Genomic DNA, 17,680 nt, shown 5'->3' on the forward strand with positions numbered 1-17,680 from the left:
GGGTTGGCGGGGTGAGCGGATGCCGTCCTCAGGGTGTCCGCCGACGTTATGGCGGGCCGTGACACCCGCACCAGAGGACGGTTCATCCATCTTCCGCGCCCGGGGTGGAGGAATCATCCACCCAAGCTTCTATTCGCTGTCGCTCGGGGCGTCCTCCGGTTCGGAGTCGGGGCCCTGGGCGCGGACCCGCTGGACGTGTTCGAGGGAGTCGCGCAGTTCGGTGAGCCAGTCGTCGGTGTGGCGCTGGACGAGGCGGACGCACCAGGCGAGCGCGTCGCTGCGGCTGCGGGCCACTCCGGCGGCGATGAGGGTGTCGAGGACCTGGCGCTCGGGCTGGCGCAGCCGGGTCATGACGGGGGCGGAGATGTGGGTGAACAGGGAGCGCTCCCCGGCACACTCCACGCCCCACGAGACCTTCCTGCGGAACCGGTGCTCGGCCTCGCGGGCGAGTGCGATCCGGGTCTCCCGGGTGCGCTCGCGGAACTCCTGGACCCGGCCCTGGACCGCCGCCTCCTTCTCGGCGTCCGAGACGCCCTCGGCGAGCTTGGGCCCGGGGATGCGGCCGATGACGGTGATCTCCTCGCGGTCGACCGTGACCTCGACCAACTCCTCGAACAGGTCGTCGGGCAGACGGCCGGTGAACCAGCCGCGAAGTTTCTCCTGCTGCTCTGTCGTAATCATGTAATGACGATTACTCGCGCACAGGACGAAAGCAAGGGGCTGCGGCGGAGTGCGCCGAGAGCTGAAGTGGAATGTTTCGGGACTGTTTCAGGACGATCCGCGAGCGGGGGTAAACCGGCCATCCGGCCCGATCCGACGATCAAGAACCCCGTGGTTGCGGGGTTCGCACGTTCGAATTCTGTGACTTCACGCCACTGATTCAACACGCAAGGTTACTGAAACCTGTGGGTGGGATGTGAGTTTCGGCGGCGGACTCGGCAGAGTGGCGCCCGCCGGTCCGGCACCGACCGAGCGGGACCGGCACCGACTCGAACCGATCCGTTGTCGATCGGTTCGTGATCGGTTCGTATCGAGCGGAAGGATGCACACAATGCGGAACACCGCGCGCTGGGCAGCGACCCTGGGTCTGACGGCCACCGCCGTCTGCGGACCCCTGACCGGGTCGGCCCTCGCGGCCCACGGAGCCGGCCCGAACGCGCTCTACGCCCCGTCGGCCCTGGTGCTGACCATGGGCCACGGCGACGAAGCCGCCCTCGCCACACCGGAACGCGCCGTGACCCTCACCTGCGCGCCCACCTCCTCCGGCACCCATCCGGCCGCGGCTGACGCCTGCGCCGAACTGCGCGGTGTCGGGGGCGACTTCGACGCCCTGACGGCCCGGCCCGACGTGCTCTGCAACAAGCTCTACCGCCCCGTCGTCGTCACGATCGACGGGGTGTGGCAGGGCAAGCGCGTCTCCTACGAGCGCGTCTTCTCCAACGAGTGCGTGAAGGACTCCTACGGATACGGAGGCGTCTTCACGTTCTGAGAGACCGGGACCGCACGGTCTCCGTGAGCAACAGGGAGGGTCCGTAGCTGGGGAGTGCGTGCCCCTGTCGCGGAGCACTGCGGTCCCGCATCAGGGGTCGGCCGGGCGGTGTGGGGTCGCCCGTGCCGGCCCCTGCCTCGTTCGTCGTCATCGCTGCCGCTCCGGCTCGGCGGGCAGGGCGCGCAGCGGCGGGAAGCGGCCGAACAGTCCGGAGGCGCGCAGCAGCCGGTCGATGCGCGGCCCGTCGGAGACGACGCGCAGCCGCCCGCCGCGCTCCCGGGCCCGTCGCTCGGCCCGGCACAGGGCACGCAGTCCCGAGCAGTCGAGGAACTCGACGGGCCGCAGGTCCACCAGGACGTCGGGCTCCGGGACCGCCGTCGCGGCGTCCAGGTGCTCGACCACGAAACCGGCCGTCGCCATGTCGATCTCCCCCGACACCTCGACCACCGTGAAGGGTCCCTGCGACCGGGTGCGGGCACAGGAGTTGGCCGTGGGACTGTCGCGTTCGTCCGCTTCCGCTGTCATGGCCGCTCCACCTCGGCACGGGGCGCATTCGGTCTCGGTAGTTACCCCGGAGAAGCCCCGGGCATCCCCGACACGCCGCCCGCAAGATCTGGTTCACTCGACATGGTGAATTTCGGTCCAGGGCATTGACTTGCCGGCCGCGAGAGGCCGAAGAGGGGCCGCCGTCTCCCTGCGGACGGCGGCCCCTCGGTCTGTGCGGCTCGGGCTCAGGCCCGGCCTCGGCCTTGACTACGGCCTCGGGCGGGGCCGGTCACATGTGGACGACCGGTGCGGCGTCCGCGTCCTGCTGCGGGACCCCGCGACGGTAGAGCACGAGCGCGATCAGCGTGCCCGCGGCGAAGAAGCCCGCCGACCACCAGAACGCGGTGGTGTAGCTCTCGATCGTCGCCTGCGCCTGGACCAGCTTGCTGCGCGCGTCCTTCCCGGCGAGGTAGTCCGTCGCGGCGCTCGCGGCCAGCGTGTTCAGCAGCGCCGTGCCGATCGAACCGCCCACCTGCTGCATGGCGTTGACCGTCGCCGAGGCGACACCCGCGTCCTCTGCGGCCACACCGCTCGTGGCGAGCTGCATCGCCGGCGGCATCACCATGCCGAGGCCCGCGCCGATCACGATCAGCTGTGGCAGGACGTGCGTCGCGTAGGACGAGCCGACCCCGATGCCGGTCAGCCAGGCCATGCCGACCATGGCGATGGCGAAGCCCAGCGGAATGACGACCTTCGGGCCGAGCCGCGGCACGAGCATCGTGGTGCCCACCTGTGCCATGACCATCAGGGCGCCGATCATCGGCAGGAAGGCGACACCGGTCTTGGTGGGGCTGAAGCCGAGGTTCAACTGGAGGTAGTAGGTGAGGAAGAGGAATACGCCGAACATGCCCGCACCGGTGATCAGCACGGCGAGGAACGAGGCCCCCCGATTGCGGTCGAGCAGGATGCGCAGCGGCAGCAGCGGGTGCTCGGCGCGGTTCTGCCACCAGACGAAGGCCGTCAGCAGCAGGGCGCCGGCGATCAGGAAGCCCCAGGTCTGCGGTGAACTCCAGTCGTGCGTCTCGGCGTTGGAGAAACCGTAGACGAGGGAGAACAGACCACCGGCGACCAGTACCGTGCCCGGCACGTCCAGCTTGGAGCCCGCCGCGTCACGGTGGTTGGAGAGCAGGATCCAGCCGCCCGCGAAGGCGACGAACGCGATGGCGACGTTCACATAGAGCGTCCAGCGCCAGTCGAAGGCGTCGGTCAGCACCCCGCCGAGCAGCAGACCCACCGCACCACCGGCGCCGGCGATCGCGCCGTAGACGCTGAACGCCCTGGCGCGCTCACGGGCGTCGGTGAAGGTCGTGTTGAGCAGGGAGAGCGCGGCCGGCGCGAGCAGCGCGCCCGCGACACCCTGGAGGGCGCGTGCGGTGACCAGCATCCCGAAGCTGTTGGCGGCACCGCCGAGGGCGGAGGCGCCGGCGAATCCGACGACGCCGACGAGGAAGGCGGTCTTGCGGCCGAACAGGTCGGCGATCCGGCCGCCGAGCAGCAGCAGGGAGGCGAACGCCAGGGCGTACGCGGTGACGATCCACTGCCGGTTGCCGTCGGAGAACCCGAGGTCCTTCTGGGCCGACGGGAGGGCGATGTTCACGATGGTGGCGTCGAGGACCACCATCAGCTGCGCTACGGCGACGGTTGCGAGGATCCACCACCGCTTGGAGGAGGACGTCGGTTGCGCCTCCGTGACACCCGGCTGGGTGCCTTCGGTCAGAGTCTTCTGGGACATCGGGAACCACTCCAGGGAAGTCGTTCAGGGTTTACCAAAACGTAAACGAAACGGTTTCGTACACATCGAGACTAGAGCACTTTCAGCGAAACGGCAACGTTTCGCTGAGGACGGGGAGCAGACATGCGCAGTGGCGTGTTCGAGGTCGACGGGGCCGGGCTGTACTACGAGGTACGCGGTACCGGCCCGGCGCTGTTGCTGATCAGCGGGGCCGGGGGAGACGCCGGCTACTACACCGGAATCGCCGAGATCCTTTCCGACGCATTCATGGTGATCTCGTACGACCGACGCGGCAACTCGCGCAGTTCCGGCAGGTCAGGGGCGCCCATGAGCCTCGCCGTGCAGGCGGCCGACGCCCGGGCGCTCATCGCCGGCCTCGCCGACGGGCGGGCGCTGGTGTTCGGCAACAGCGGGGGCGCGGTCATCGGCCTCACGCTGGCCGCGCTGCACTCGGAGATGCTGGAGGGTCTCGTCGCCCATGAGCCGCCCGCGGTGAACGTCCTGCCCGACGGCGACCCCGGGCGCGGCTTCTTCGCCGAACTGGCCGCGCTGTACGAGCAGGGTGGGGCACCCGCGGCCGGGCGCCGGTTCGGGGAGACGACGCGCGGCGAGGGGACGTACCGCTGGCCCGCCGACCTCTGGAAGCGGTTCCTCGGGAACCAGGACCACCTCTTCGGTACGGAGTGGCCGGGCTTCGCCGGTTTCCGGCCCGACGAGACCGCGCTCAAGTCGGTGCCGTTTCCCGTGGTGTTGGGGGCGGGAGCGGAGGACCGCGGTACGTACTACGCCCGGCCGTCGATCGAGATCGCCCGGCGGATCGGGGTGCCGTGGGTCGAATTCCCCGGCATCCACATGGAGTTCCTGCGCAACCCCGGGCAATTCGCTGCGGCGGTACGGGTGTTGGCGACCCAGATGCACAGCCGCGACGGTGACCTCCCTGAACTGTGGGAGGGGTCGGCTCAGTTTGAGCCGAGCAGCTCCGCGACCAACACCCGCCGCAGCCAGGTCCGGTAGGCGTCGCTCGTCCAACCCCGGTGCCTGCGCAGGAGTTGGTGCATGTGTGGTGACGCCAGGGCGTAGAGCGTGTCGGCGGCGGTGCGCGCGTCGAGGCCCGGGCGGAGGGCTCCGCGCTCCTCAAGTGCCGTGGTCAGGGCCAGATGTACGCCGTACGTCGCCTCGGCTCCGGCGTCCGCGGACGCCCGCATGTCCGGGTCCGCGCCGGCCGCCTCGACGGTCACCATGATCAAGTCACCGGCGCGCTCCAGCAGTTCGGTGATCTGGCCGACGGTACGGCCGATCGCGCGCTCGGGGTCGGTCTCGTCCCGGATCGCCAGGGTCTCGGGGCGCTCGGGGACGGCGACCGGCTCCTCGTCACCGGCGATCGCGACGCCCAGGGTGTGTCCGAACAGTGCGGCCTTGGTGGGGAACGCGTCGTACAGCGTGCGCTCGCCGACACCGGCCAGCGCCGCGACCTCCTTCATGCGGGTGCCCGTGTACCCCTTCTCCGTGAACAGCCGCGCGGCCGCCTCCCGGATGCGGGCGCGGGTCGCCGCTGCCGCCTCGGCGCGCTTGGCCGAGCGGTAGGGCCGCGTCTGGCGGCTCTTCCGGTCGCTCTTCTGGTTGACGGGGTCGGACATGGGGAGGAGTCTAGAAGGAAATCGTCGCAGTGGTACTGCGGTGAAATCAGTCAAGGCGATCATCGGGGCGATGAGGAGTGTGGGTGCCATGCCGGAACTCGTCGGAATCCACCACGTGAAGCTGCCCGTCACCGATCTCGACCGCTCGCGCGACTGGTACGGACGCGTCCTCGGTTTCAAGGTCACCCACGAGTTCCCGGACGCGGAAGGCGTCGTGCGCGGGGTGGCGGGGGAGGTGCCGGGACTCGGCGACGCGATGCTCTGTCTGCGCGTCAACTCCCAGGCGGTGCACGGCTGTCAGGGCTTCGACCCGGTCAGCTTCGGAGTCCGGGACCGTGCCGACGTCGAGGCGTGGGCTGCTCATCTCGACACCCTCGGTATCCCGCACTCGCCGGTCATCGAGGCCTCGATCGGCTGGCTGCTCGTGTTCAACGACCCCGACGGCCTCGACCTGCATCTGTACAGCTGGGCGGCGCACGGGGTGGATCACGAGGGCGTCCCCGGGTACGGCCGCCCGGTGTCCTGAGCGGCGCGCGCGGCTGTCTGGGCGGGGCGCGCGGCCGCCTGAGCGGGTCACGATGTGTCCATGCCTTGACCGGCATATAACAGCAGAGGCATATTGGAGCCATGTCCGACGCCTCGCTCTGGACCGCCCTCGCCGATCCCCACCGGCGGGCCATCGTCGCCCTGCTCCTGGAGCGGCCCCGGCCCGTCGGCGAGATAGGGGAGGCCTGCGGTCTGAGCCAGCCGAGCACGTCGAAGCACCTGCGCGTGCTGCGGGACGCGGGCCTGGTCCGCGTACGGCAGGACGCGCAGCGCCGCGTCTACGCCCTCGATCCCGGCCCGATCGCCGAGCTCGACGCCTGGCTCGCCCCCTACCGCGAGCTGTGGAACCGCAGCCTGGACAGGTTGGGCCGACGCCTCGACGAGACGTCGCAGGACGACACCCCGCACCCCACCCCGAAGGACTGATCCACCATGTCCGTCGACCTCACCGGCACATACCTGACCCTGGACGACGGCCGCCCCGCCGTCCGGTTCAGCCGCACCTACGACCAACCCCGCGACCGCGTCTGGCAGTTCGTGACCGACCCGGACGAACTCACCCAGTGGTTCCCCTCCCGCGCCGAGTTCGAACTGCGCCCCGGAGGCACGGTCACCTTCAGCGGCGACCCGAACATGCCGGAGTCGACCGGCCGTGTCCTCGCCGTCGACGCACCCCGGCATCTCTCCTTCGCATGGGGCGGCGACGAGCTGCACTTCGACCTGGAGGAGGTCGAGGAGAAGCGCACCCGCTTCACCCTCACCAACGTCCTGAGCGCCGAGGACACCGCGTCCCGCAACGGCGCCGGCTGGGAGGTCTGCCTCGGCGCCCTGGACGCGAAGGCCCGCGGCGAGCGTGTGGAGGGGCCGCACACGGGTGCCGGTGCGCCCTGGAAGGTGTTCTACGACGGGTACTTGGCGGCCGGGGTCCCCTCAGGTGCGCCCGTGCCGGGCCTGGACTGACGCATCCCGGGCCTGGACCCGCCGGTCACGTCGACCGAGCCATCACACCGACACCGGCCCGTCACGCCATCTGCCGCCGCACCAACTCGTGCAGCCGCCCGCCCGTGTCCGCCAACAGCTGGGCGGGCGGGCCCTGTTGGGCGACCTTGCCGTCCTCCATGACGACCACACGGTCCGCGTCCAGCACGGTCGACAGGCGGTGCGCGATGACGATGCGGGTGGCGTTGAGGGCCTTGGTGCTCTCGATCACCGTGCGCTGGGTCTCGTTGTCCAGGGCGCTGGTCGCCTCGTCGAAGAACAGGATGCGCGGCCGGCGGATCAACGCCTGGGCGATCATGAGGCGTTGACGCTGGCCGCCCGACACCGCGCCGCTGCCGGAGACGATGGTGTGCAGGCCCATCGGCATCCGCCTGATGTCCTCGGCGAGCCCCGCCATCTCGGCCGCAGCCATCGCCTCCTCCGGCGTGAACGGCTCGGTGCCGCAGATGACGTCCAGGATGGAACCGGTGAACGGCTGCGCGTGCTGGAGCACCACCCCGCACTGTCGCCGCACCGCCGACTGGTCGAGCGCGCCGAGGTCCTGGCCGTCGTAGAGGACGCTGCCGGAGACCGGTCTGTCGAAGCCGATGAGGAGGCGGAGCAGGGTGGACTTGCCGCAGCCGCTGGGGCCGACGATCGCCACGAACTCGCCCGCGCGCGCCTCGAACGACACGTCGTCGAGCACGAGGGGGCCGTCGTCCGCGTACCGGAAGGAGACGCGGCGGGCTTCGATCGCGCCGGACAGGCGGCCGGGGCGGGTGCTCGCCGTGCGGACCTCGGGGGCCGCGTCCAGGACCGGCCTGATCTCCTCGAACAGGGGCAGGGCGGAGACCGTCGAGACGAAGGCGCCGGTCAGGCTGGTGACGGAGGTCAGCAGCATCGTCACCGAGGTGTTGAAGCTGAGGAAGGACGCGGCCGACATCGAGCCGCGCGCCGGGCCCGCCAGGAGCATGAACATCAGCAGGGTGCAGACCGGCAGATACACCGCGCCCATCACCGTGGTGAGGTTCTTGATCCGGCCGACCTTCTGCTGCAGCTCGCGGCTGCGCGCGAACTCGGACGCCCAGGCCGCGTAGGCGTAGTTCTCGGCCGCCGCGACCCGCAACTTCGGTAGCCCGCGCAGGGTTTGGAACGCCTGGTTGTTCAGCTTGTTGCTGAGGACGACCAGCTTGCGCTGCCAGCGGACCTGCCACAGGCCGAGGCTCAGGAACACGGCCGCGATCACGACGAGCATGCCGATCGCGGCGAACGCCAGCGAGGGGCTGTACCAGAAGAGAAGTCCGAGATTCATCACGCCGACCGTCACCGACTGGGCGACCACCGGGCCGACTCCCGCCAGCAGACGGCGAATCGAGCTGATGCCCATCGCCGCGCTCGCCAGCTCACCGGTGGAGCGTTCGGTGAAGAACGTCGTCGGCAGCCTCAACAGGCGGTCCCAGACTGCCGGTTGGAGGGTGGCCTCGATCCGGCCCTCCAGGCGGAGGATGGTGAGGTTCTCCAGCAGCATGAAGGCCGCCGCGACCACGCTGGTGATCATCACGGCGAGACAGACCTGCACGATCAGGTTCGTCTGGGCCTTCGGCACGAACTCGCCGAGTACCTTGCCCGTCGCGATCGGTACCAGCGCCCCGATCGCGACCGTCACCAACCCGCTGATCAGGAGGTTCGACAGGTCGCTGCCGGTGCCCTGCAAGGAGAAGCGGAGCAGCCCGAGCGGACTGAGGCGGCGCTCGGGCAGCGGGCGGTAGAACATCACCGCGCGCGGCTCGAACTCCGCCGCGTTCGCCTTCTCGATCGGCGTCTCGCGGCCGGTCGCCGGATGGACGGCGACATAGCCGCCGCGCCGCCACAGCAGGGCGACCGGCGCCCCGGACAGGGCTCGACGGCCCACCAGCGGACCGACGTTGTCACGCCACCAGCGTCCGTCGAGCCGTACACCACGCACCCGGACCCGGGAGGCGAGGGCGATGCGCTCGACCGGGTCGAGGCGGTCGCTCTCGCCGCCGCTCTGCGCGGGCTCCGCGAGGGTGATGCCGGCCGCCTCGGCGACCACCTTGCAGGCCGCGTACGAGGCGTCGGCGTCGGCCGAAGTCGTGCGCCGGGCACCGGACTTGCCGATCGACGCCAGCAGCGTCCGGTCGGCCTGCGCGCGGACCGCCTCACCGGCCTTGATACCGGCGGCGGTTCGCGTCTCGTGCGTCCGCTCCAGTTGCTCGATCCACTTGTCCAGCGTGGACAGCAGCCGGTACTGCTGGTCGACCATGCCCTGCCAGACACCCGGGTCCATCAGCAGATCGGCCGCCGCCTCCGCGCCGTACAGCGAGCCGTACTGCACGCTGCCCGGTGGCACTTGCATCCAGAAGACGTCGTCATCGGTGGGCGCGGCGGCCCGCTCGCCGGCCATCGGTGCCTGGAAGAGGATGGACAGACCGCGGCCGACACCGAGGGCGAGGGCGTGTTCCAGGGGGCTCGAAGTCGGCGGTACGTACTGGGGGTTGCCGTACGCGTCGTACGACCAGGTCTCGGTGTTGGCGGGCTGGTACAGCTCGCGCAGGCCGATGCGGTGCACCACGCAGTCGCGCAACGGGCGTGCCACCAGGGTGTGTTGGGGACCGGTGACCGGGCCGAGCAGCAGCGCGCCCGCCTCCAGTCGGCCGAGGTGGTGCCAGTGGCCCTGCTGCACGGCGTCCACCGCGAACAGGTCGATGGCGCCGGACGCGACCAGCCACAGCACCTGCGGGCCTTCGAGGTCGAGGCGGTTGAACCCGGCGCAGTCGATCGGCGTGCCCAGGGATCCCAGCGCGCCGAGGACCAGGTCGCCCTCGTGGACGGACGTCATCTCACCGCTCCTTGACCAGCGTGGCGTAGGCGCCGCCGGCCGCCACCAGGGCGTCGTGCCGCCCGCGTTCCACGATCGTGCCGTGTTCGAGGACGACGATCTCGTCGCTGTCGCGCACGGTGCTGAGCCGGTGCGCGATCACCACACAGGCGCAGCCGCGCTTGCGCAGGTTGTCCATCACGACCAGTTCGGTCTCCGCGTCCAGTGCGCTGGTCACCTCGTCGAGGACGAGGATGCTGGGCCTGCGCACCAACGCCCGTGCGATCTCCAGGCGTTGGCGCTGACCGCCGGAGAAGTTGCGCCCGTCCTGCTCGACCCGGCTGTGGATGCCGCCGGGGCGGCGCACGACCACGTCGTACAGGGCCGCGTCCCGCAGCGCCTCCACCACCGCCTCGTCCGGGATCGACGGGTCCCACAGCGCCACGTTGTCGCGGACCGAGCCCTCGAAGAGGAACACGTCCTGGTCGACGAAGGAGACGGAGGCGGCGAGGGCGCCGCGCGGGATGTCCTCCAGCCGGTGGTCGTCGATACGGATCACACCCTCCCAGGGCGTGTAGAGGCCCGAAATCAGCCTGGACACCGTCGACTTGCCGCTGCCGGAACCGCCGACCAGCGCCACCTGCTGACCCGGGCCCACCGTCAGGTCGAAACCGGTGAGCAGCGGTTTGTCGAGCGGGCTGTAGCCGAAGATGATGTTCTCCAGTTCGACGTGGCCGTGCAGCCGACGGGTCGAATCGGCGCCGCCCGCACGGGAGTAGAGGGGATCGGCCTGGAAGTTCTCGACGTCCTTGAGCCGGGCCACGTCGGCCGCGAAGTCCTGGATACGGCCCGCGACACCGTTGAGCCGGGTGATCGGCGCGGTGAAGCGGGTGACCAGCGCCTGGAAGGCGACCAGCAGACCGACCGAGATGCCCCCCTCCACGGCCCGCATACCGCCGATCCACAGGATCAGCGCGCTGTTGAGGGAGGCGAGCGTCGGCGCGACCACGCCCAGCCAGGCGCTCGGCACCCCGAGCCGCTGCTGCTCCTCCAGGGTGGTGGCGTGCTGCCCGGCCCACTTGCGGAAGTAGCCGTCCTCGCCGCCGGTCGCCTTCATCGTCTCGATCAACTGGAGCCCGGTGTATGCCGTGTTGGTGAGCCGGGCGGAGTCGGCGCGCAGCTTCGCGGTCCGGGTCGCGCGCAGTTTGATGACGACCCGCATCGCCACCACGTTCAGCAGCGCGACACCTATGCCCACGTACGTGAGTTGGGGGTCGTAGGTGTAGAGGAGGAACGCGTAGAGCACCACGACCACCGCGTCCACCCCGGCGGCCGAGAGGTCGCGGGCCAGGGTCTCGGCGACGGCGTCGTTCGACTGGAGGCGCTGCACCAGGTCGGCCGGGCTGCGCTGGGAGAAGAACGTCACCGGCAGCCGCAGCAGATGGCGCAGGAAGCGGGCGCTGGAGAGCGTGGAGGAGATGATCCGGCCGTGCAGCAGATTCGCCTGCTGGAGCCAGGTCAGCGCCAGCGTGAGCAGCACGCAGGTGCCCATCGACGCGAACAGCACGCCCAGCAGGGAGGTTTGACCGCCTATCAGGAACATGTCGATGTAGGTCCGGCTGAGCGCGGGCATCGCCGCACCGACCAGCACCAGCAGCAGACTCGCGAGCACGGCGGCGGGCATCGTGCCCGCGGTGCCGCGCAACCGGGCCGGCATCGCGCCCAGGACACCCGGCCTGCGGCCGCCCTTCTCGAAGCCGTCGCCCGGTTCCATGACGAGGACGACACCGGTGAAGCTCGCGTCGAAGTCCTCCATGGACACGAACCGCCGCCCCTTGCCGGGGTCGTTGATGTACACCCCGCGCCGGCCGAAGCGGCGGCCCATGCCGTCGTAGACGACGTAGTGGTTGAACTCCCAGAACAGGACGGCGGGGGAGCGCACTTCGGCGAGGGCGGCCGTGTCCATCTGCATGCCCTTGGCCGTGAGGCCGTAACTGCGGGCCGCCTTCAGCAAGTTGCTGGCGCGCGAGCCGTCGCGGGAGACCCCGCAGGCGATGCGCAGCTCCTCCAGCGGGACGTGGCGGCCGTAGAAGCCGAGGACCATCGCGAGGGAGGCGGCGCCGCACTCGACGGCCTCCATCTGGAGCACGGTGGGTGAACGGACCGTCTTCGCACGGCCCTTGGGCACCGGGCGCTTCGGTGGCGCGGAGCGGCGCCGGGAGCGGGTGTCCTGCGCGGGGCTCACGGCAGCAGCCAATCGAGGGGACGCTGATCGGCCAGCCGGATCGAGGCCGAGGCCATGGTCATGGAGGTGAGGGCGAACGGCGGGCCGTCCTGGGACGACCACTTGAGACCGCTCTTGGTCCCCTTCTCCTTGTCGAGCTTCACCAGTACGGCCACCGGCCTGCCCTTCTTGGTGAACTGCTCGCCGAGTTGGCTGTCCCCGAGGAACGCGGCGATCTGCTGCGCCGACTGAGCGGACCGGTCCACCGACTTCACATGGCCGCGCAGCACGCCGTACGTCTGCGTCGGAACCGACGAGACGGTCAGGTCGACGGAGGCGTTCGCGGGGATGGAGGCCGCGTTCTCGGCGGGGACGTACACCGTCGCGTAGAGCGGGTCGGCGACGTGCGCGACCTTCTCCACGGCGGCGACGTTCGCGCCCGTCTGGATGATCTGGCCGATGGTGGCGGCGAGCGCGGTGATCCGGCCCGCGGCGACCGTGCGCACGACGGCGTCACCGTCGGCCGTACGGACCTTCAGCACAGGGGAGTTGGCCGGCAGCCGCGCGCCCTCCTGGGCGACGACGGCGGTGACCTGGCCGGCGACCGGGCTCTGCAGGATGTAACTGCCCTCCCCGTGCGTGAGGATGGCGGACGCCCCGACCGTGGACGCCACGGAACCGGTGACCGCCCACACGGACGCGGCGGCCACCACGACCACCGTCACACAGAGCACGAGCCAGCCCTGCGGACGCGCGAAACGCACCGGAAGATCCAGCTCCTCGGCCGACTGGAGCTTGGCGAGGGCCTGTTGGCGGAACTGCACGGGACTTCCCTCACCTGGGGGAGAGATCTTCTACGGCACCCGAGAACGGCACCTGTTGACGACACCGGAAAGCCCCGGAGCCGGGAAACGGCTCCGGGACTCGGTGGAACAAGGGGCGATCAGAGACCGGCGACCAGGTGCGTGACCGGGGCCACGCTCAGGCCGGTGGTGCCCTCGACCGTGCCGATGACCGAGTCGACCAGGCCGGAGACCGGGACAACGCCGTCGACCAGGCCGGTGACGGTGCCGAGGGCGTTCAGGGAGAGACCACCGGAGACGTTGTCGAGCTCGGCGTCGGAGATCTCGGCGGTCTGGACCTGGGGGGTGGAGTTCATGGGGGAACTTCCCTTCATATGGATAGTCACAAGGGGGGAGCGGCCCCCTCTGGGGACAGATGACGGCCGCGACCGCAGGCGCCGGGCGGGCGTCGTTTCCGGAGCCCTCGCGGCTCCTGCGGTGCGATGGATCAAAGCACGCGGCCGGTCGGCGCAGCCAATCAAACTCCGGCCCCACCAGGGCACTTGAGCCTCAGGGGGCGCGAACCGTGCAGGCATGGGCACCAGGTGTCGGCGAGTTCTTCACACGGTGCGCGGCATCGCTCCGCGAGAGGGCTTGCGGCGCCGAAGCGGAATCGGGCACTCCCCACCAAAGGCGTTCGCGGGGGGTGTGTGCATGTGCAGATCCGTGGAGTCCGGTGACTTGGTTGGGTACGCGCTGTGCAGATTCCCTGAAGCGAGGATTCCGTTCACCGTTCTCTACGGACCGTTCCTGAACGACTGCGTTCCGTGTCGGTCCGCGGGGCGGGCGAGGGGTGCGCGAACAGGACCCGTGTGCGGGCAGGTTTGATCTCCACCGATTCGATCAAGACATCCGGCCACTCGCGGCGCACCGGTCGGACCGGGGCCGCAACGCCGTGAGTACGGGCCCGCAGCCACCTCGTACCTCTGCCGGGTCAGGGCTTGCACATGGCCGATTCCCGTTTTCGTAAAGGAAGTTGGGAAACGGAATTGAACACCTCACGTGACACGTGCGTATCAACGGGCATCCAGGCGCCCCCCAAAGCCGCCACCCCCGGCGGCGCAGACCCCGGTCCCCAGGAGGTCGAGAAGTTTGAGTCACAAGCGAATTCCGAAGCGCAAGGCCGCGATAGCCATCGGCGGTGTCGCTGCTCTCGGAGCGGCGGCGATCCTGCTGCCGAACGCCAACGCGTCCCAGGACAACTCGGCAGGCGCCGCCACCCCCAAGACCCTCAAGGCGACGGGTGCCTCCGACCTCTCCGCGCAGATCGCCGGACTGCTGGGTGACGCCTTCGCCGGGTCCTACTACGACAGCGCCACGCAGCAGCTCGTCGTCAACGTGATCTCGGGCGACAACAACAACGTGGTCGTGCAGGCGGAGAAGGCCGGCGCCAAGGTGCGCGAGGTGCAGAACAGCACCGCCGAACTCACCGCCGCCGCCCAGGTGTTGAAGACCAAGGCGACCGTCCCCGGCACCGCCTGGTCGGTCGACCCGAAGACCAACAAGATCCAGGTCCTCGCCGACAGCACCGTCACCGGCAGCAAGTGGGACACCGTGCTGTCGACGGTCAAGAGCCTCGGCACCGACATGGCCACCGTCAAGAAGACCGCCGGCTCCTTCAAGACGCTGGTCTCGGGCGGCGACGCCATCTTCGCCCAGACCGACCAGGGCGGCGTCCGCTGCTCCCTCGGCTTCAACGTCACCGCGAGCGACGGCACCCCCGCCTTCCTGACCGCAGGACACTGCGGTGTCGCGGCGAAGCAGTGGTCCGACACACAGGACGGCCAGCCGATCGCCACGGTCGACCAGGCCACCTTCCCCGTCAGCGACTTCTCCCTCGTGAAGTACGACGACCCGGCCACGCAGACCACGAGCGACGTCAACGTGGGCAACGGCCAGACCGTCCAGATCACTCAGGCCGAGGACGCCACGGTCGGCACCCAGGTCTTCCGGATGGGCTCCACCACCGGTCTGCACGACGGCACGGTCACCGGGCTCGACGCGACGGTCAACTTCCAGAGCGAGACCGACCCCAACGGCGTCGACACCGTCAACGGCCTCATCCAGACGGACGTCTGCGCCGAGGCGGGTGACAGCGGCGGCTCGCTCTTCACCCAGGACGGCGGCGCGGTCGGCCTCACCTCCGGCGGCAGCGGCGACTGCACCAGCGGCGGCGAGACCTTCTTCCAGCCGGTCACCGCCGCGCTGACGGCGACCGGGGCCACCCTCGGCGACGCGGGTGCCGGTGCGGGCGCGGGCGCGGGCGACGACACCGCCACGGCCGACCCGTCGGCCACCGCCGCCGACCCGTCCGCCACGGACGGCACCGGTGACGAGTCCGGAGCCGTCGACCCGAACGCCACGGCCACGGACGGCACGGGCGACCAGTCCGGAACCGGCGACGCGACGGGCGACGGAACCGGCGACGTGTCCGGTGACGGCACCGGAGCCGACGACGGTTCCTCGCTCACCTCGAACCACTGATCCGACCCCTTCCAGCAGTTCAGGTCGGCGGTGGATCGGTCCGGCCCTCCGGCGGGAGGGCCGGACCGCCCTGCGTGTACGTCGGCCCGGGTCCGGCTACAGGGCCCGAAGCAGCAGCAGCGCCACGTCGTCGATCCGCTCGCGCGCCGCGGCGCTGTGTCGCACCAGTTCGTCGGCGATCTCCTCCAGCGGCAACTCCCCGGCCGCTGCGAGGCGTTGACCCAGTTCGGCCAGGGCGTCCTCGATGTCGACGCCGGGCGACTCGATGAGCCCGTCGGTGTAGAGGGCGAGGACGGAACCGGGCGCGAGATCGACCTCCGTCGTCGGATAGACGGCGTCCGCGTCGATGCCCAGCAGCGGACCGCCCGCCAGGTCCAGCACCCGCACCCGCCCGTCCGGCCGGCGCAGCAAGGGCGGCGGATGCCCGGCGCGGGCCATCACGGCCGTACCGCGCGCGGGATCCAGCCGTAGATACAGACAGCTCGCGAAGAGTTCGGAGCCGAGGTCGATCAGCAGCCGGTTGGTGCTGCGCATGACCTCCTCCGGAGCCTGGCCGACCGTGGTGTACGCGCGGACGGCGGTCCGGATCTGGCCCATCAGCCCGGCCGCGGTCACGTTGTGGCCCTGTACGTCGCCGATCACCGCGGCCAGTCCCTCGGACGTCACCAGGTCGTAGAAGTCGCCGCCGATCTCCATGCCCTGCGTGGCCGGCAGATAGCGGGCGGCGGCCTCGATGCCCGGCAGCGGCGGCAGCGAGTGCGGCAGCAGCGCGGCCTGGAGTCCATGGGCCAGCCGGTTCTTCGCGTCGTAGAGCAGCGCACGCGCCAGCGCCTGCGCGATCAGCCCGCCGAGACTCGTCAGTACGGCCCGCTCGTCCGCGGGGAAGGCGTGCGGTTCGGCATAGGCCAGCACACAGGTACCGACCGGGCGCCCGGACGCGATCAGCGGCAGATAGGCCCAGGCCGTGAACACGTCGGGCGTGGAGGGCAGGTCCGGATACAGCCGTTCCATCTCCTGCCGGGAGTCGAAGAACGCGGGCATACCGCTGTTCAGCGCGGCCGTCCCCGGCGTCGACAGGGTCAGCGGCATTCCGTCGAAGCGCTCGACGAGATCCGGGTCCGGATAGCCGCGGTGTCCCAGCACATGCAGCCGCCCGCCCCGCGAACCGAGAACCACCAGCGCCTGACTGCCGACGGCGGGGGCGATCTCGTCCGCGATCAACTGCACCACGTCCTCCACCCCGACCGCCTCGGTGAGCGCCCCGGCCAGGCTCAGCACCTGCGAGATGGACACGAGGCGCGACGGCCCCTCGCCCGGTCGCGGCGCCGCCCGGCCCAGCTCCGTCACCGCCCGCGCCCGGCTGATCCGCACACTCAGCCCGGTCGTGTTCGGATACATCCGGAACGACAGCCACTCGCCCGGCGGCCGCAACGCCACGAACGACGTGACCTGCTGACTGAGCAGCGCGGCCCGGTAACGGTCCTCGTACACCGGGTCGTTGAGCCAGGGCACGGCCGCCCACAACTGGGTGCCCAGCAGACGGCTCACCGACATGCCGAGCAGCTCCCCGGCCGCCGCGTTCGCGAAGCCCACCCGCCCGTGCAGATCCAGCGAGCACAGCCCGTACGGCAGCCGGGCCACCATCCGGGCCGCCTCGACCGTGCCCAGCGTCCCGGCCACACTCGTCGCGGGCCCCGTCGCCAGCAGGTCGGGCTCGGCCCGCGCCGGCCGCCGCTCCTCGACGGCCCGCTCCAGCCGTACCGCGAGCCGGTCGCAGGCGGTCGTCAGCTGGTCGCGGTCCCGGTCGGAGAGGTCCGGCGGATGCGAACCGGGCCAGGTCACGAACACCGAGCCGTAGACCGTGGACGCGGTGGCCACGGGCACGGCGGCCAGCGCGAAGGGATACGGCAGCACGACCGCGATGCGCGGATAGCGGCGGGCCATGTCCTCCTCGCCGCCGACCCAGATCAGCCGCCGCTCGCGCACCGCCTCGGCGACCGGGATCGGCGCGCTCAGCCCGACCCGCTCCCAGGGCGCCGCGAAGGCGCGGGGCAGCCCGGCCATGACCGCCATCTCCAGCACCGGCTCGTCGGGCGTCAGCAGATACACCGCACCCGAGTGCGCGTGGACGCCGTCCATCATCGCGGCCAGCGCGAGCGACAGCATCGGCCGGCCGACCGGTGACCCGGCGACCGTCGGCGCCTGCCCGTCCGACACGCCGACCACCTCCTTGCCCGGCCCGCGCTCCCACGGATCAGGCTCCACCCTGGGAGCGCGACGCGCACGGCGAGCGTCGTCGCCGTCGCGCGACGGGGCCATCCGGTGGCTCATCTCCACGGAACGGTCACAGGGGCTGCGCAGTC

Annotated in this window: 15 protein-coding genes; 6 read left to right on the top strand and 9 right to left on the bottom strand. The window is 70.7% G+C overall.

What is annotated here, in order from left to right; genetic code table 11:
* Nucleotides 1–129: 129 nt before the first annotated feature.
* Complete coding sequence (locus tag JHN63_RS18340; RefSeq protein ID WP_200682152.1) at nt 130–681, bottom strand: hypothetical protein; 552 nt, start codon at nt 679–681, stop codon at nt 130–132.
* A gap of 370 nt (nt 682–1,051) precedes the next feature.
* Here JHN63_RS18340 and JHN63_RS18345 point away from each other — a divergent pair, with 370 nt between their 5' ends.
* Nucleotides 1,052–1,489, top strand: coding sequence for a protease inhibitor (locus JHN63_RS18345; RefSeq protein ID WP_200682153.1), 438 nt, complete (start codon nt 1,052–1,054; stop codon nt 1,487–1,489).
* A 147-nt stretch (nt 1,490–1,636) separates the two neighbouring features.
* On the opposite strand, the gene JHN63_RS18350 is transcribed toward JHN63_RS18345, so the two are convergent.
* Nucleotides 1,637–2,014 (bottom strand): STAS domain-containing protein, encoded by a 378-nt coding sequence (locus JHN63_RS18350; RefSeq protein WP_200682154.1) that lies wholly within the window; start codon nt 2,012–2,014, stop codon nt 1,637–1,639.
* Between the two features lie 250 nt (nt 2,015–2,264).
* Nucleotides 2,265–3,767, bottom strand: a complete 1,503-nt coding sequence (locus JHN63_RS18355; RefSeq protein ID WP_200682155.1) for an MFS transporter — start codon at nt 3,765–3,767, stop codon at nt 2,265–2,267.
* Between the two features lie 123 nt (nt 3,768–3,890).
* Between JHN63_RS18355 and JHN63_RS18360 the strand changes: the two genes are divergently transcribed.
* A complete protein-coding gene (locus tag JHN63_RS18360) occupies nt 3,891–4,781 on the top strand; it encodes an alpha/beta fold hydrolase (protein ID WP_200682156.1) in 891 nt (296 codons plus the stop codon).
* On the opposite strand, the gene JHN63_RS18365 is transcribed toward JHN63_RS18360, so the two are convergent.
* A complete protein-coding gene (locus JHN63_RS18365) occupies nt 4,727–5,404 on the bottom strand; it encodes a TetR/AcrR family transcriptional regulator (RefSeq protein ID WP_200682157.1) in 678 nt (225 codons plus the stop codon). The genes JHN63_RS18360 and JHN63_RS18365 overlap by 55 nt on opposite strands.
* Before the next feature lie 88 nt (nt 5,405–5,492).
* Between JHN63_RS18365 and JHN63_RS18370 the strand changes: the two genes are divergently transcribed.
* The 3 genes from JHN63_RS18370 to JHN63_RS18380 all read left to right on the top strand — a co-directional run bounded on the left by JHN63_RS18370 (nt 5,493) and on the right by JHN63_RS18380 (nt 6,910).
* Entirely contained in the window at nt 5,493–5,930 is a 438-nt protein-coding gene (locus JHN63_RS18370; protein ID WP_200682158.1) for a VOC family protein, read from the top strand.
* A 101-nt stretch (nt 5,931–6,031) separates the two neighbouring features.
* Nucleotides 6,032–6,376 (top strand): helix-turn-helix transcriptional regulator, encoded by a 345-nt coding sequence (locus JHN63_RS18375; RefSeq protein WP_200682159.1) that lies wholly within the window; start codon nt 6,032–6,034, stop codon nt 6,374–6,376.
* A gap of 6 nt (nt 6,377–6,382) precedes the next feature.
* Nucleotides 6,383–6,910, top strand: coding sequence for an SRPBCC family protein (locus JHN63_RS18380; RefSeq protein ID WP_200682160.1), 528 nt, complete (start codon nt 6,383–6,385; stop codon nt 6,908–6,910).
* 61 nt (nt 6,911–6,971) lie between these two features.
* Here the strand turns inward: JHN63_RS18380 and JHN63_RS18385 are convergent, their stop codons facing one another.
* The 4 genes from JHN63_RS18385 to JHN63_RS18400 form a co-directional block, all read right to left on the bottom strand.
* Complete coding sequence (locus JHN63_RS18385; protein WP_200682161.1) at nt 6,972–9,788, bottom strand: NHLP bacteriocin export ABC transporter permease/ATPase subunit; 2,817 nt, start codon at nt 9,786–9,788, stop codon at nt 6,972–6,974.
* A 1-nt stretch (nt 9,789) separates the two neighbouring features.
* Nucleotides 9,790–12,012 carry an NHLP family bacteriocin export ABC transporter peptidase/permease/ATPase subunit gene (locus JHN63_RS18390; RefSeq protein ID WP_200682162.1) on the bottom strand — a complete coding sequence of 741 codons (2,223 nt, stop codon included), beginning with the start codon at nt 12,010–12,012 and terminating at the stop codon, nt 9,790–9,792.
* Complete coding sequence (locus JHN63_RS18395) at nt 12,009–12,815, bottom strand: HlyD family efflux transporter periplasmic adaptor subunit (RefSeq protein ID WP_200682163.1); 807 nt, start codon at nt 12,813–12,815, stop codon at nt 12,009–12,011. Before JHN63_RS18395 ends, JHN63_RS18390 begins: the two co-directional genes overlap by 4 nt.
* A gap of 119 nt (nt 12,816–12,934) precedes the next feature.
* A complete protein-coding gene (locus JHN63_RS18400) occupies nt 12,935–13,150 on the bottom strand; it encodes a type A2 lantipeptide (protein ID WP_200682164.1) in 216 nt (71 codons plus the stop codon).
* Between the two features lie 775 nt (nt 13,151–13,925).
* Between JHN63_RS18400 and JHN63_RS18405 the strand changes: the two genes are divergently transcribed.
* Nucleotides 13,926–15,317: a S1 family peptidase gene (locus JHN63_RS18405; RefSeq protein ID WP_200682165.1), complete on the top strand. Its 1,392-nt coding sequence runs from the start codon at nt 13,926–13,928 to the stop codon at nt 15,315–15,317.
* Nucleotides 15,318–15,413: 96 nt separating this feature from the next.
* Here JHN63_RS18405 and JHN63_RS18410 read toward each other — a convergent pair whose 3' ends face one another.
* Nucleotides 15,414–17,543 (bottom strand): SpoIIE family protein phosphatase, encoded by a 2,130-nt coding sequence (locus JHN63_RS18410; RefSeq protein ID WP_200682189.1) that lies wholly within the window; start codon nt 17,541–17,543, stop codon nt 15,414–15,416.
* Nucleotides 17,544–17,680 lie beyond the last annotated feature (137 nt).

The sequence above is a fragment of the Streptomyces sp. MBT65 genome (assembly GCF_016612545.1).
In the GTDB taxonomy this organism is placed as follows: Bacteria; Actinomycetota; Actinomycetes; order Streptomycetales; family Streptomycetaceae; genus Streptomyces.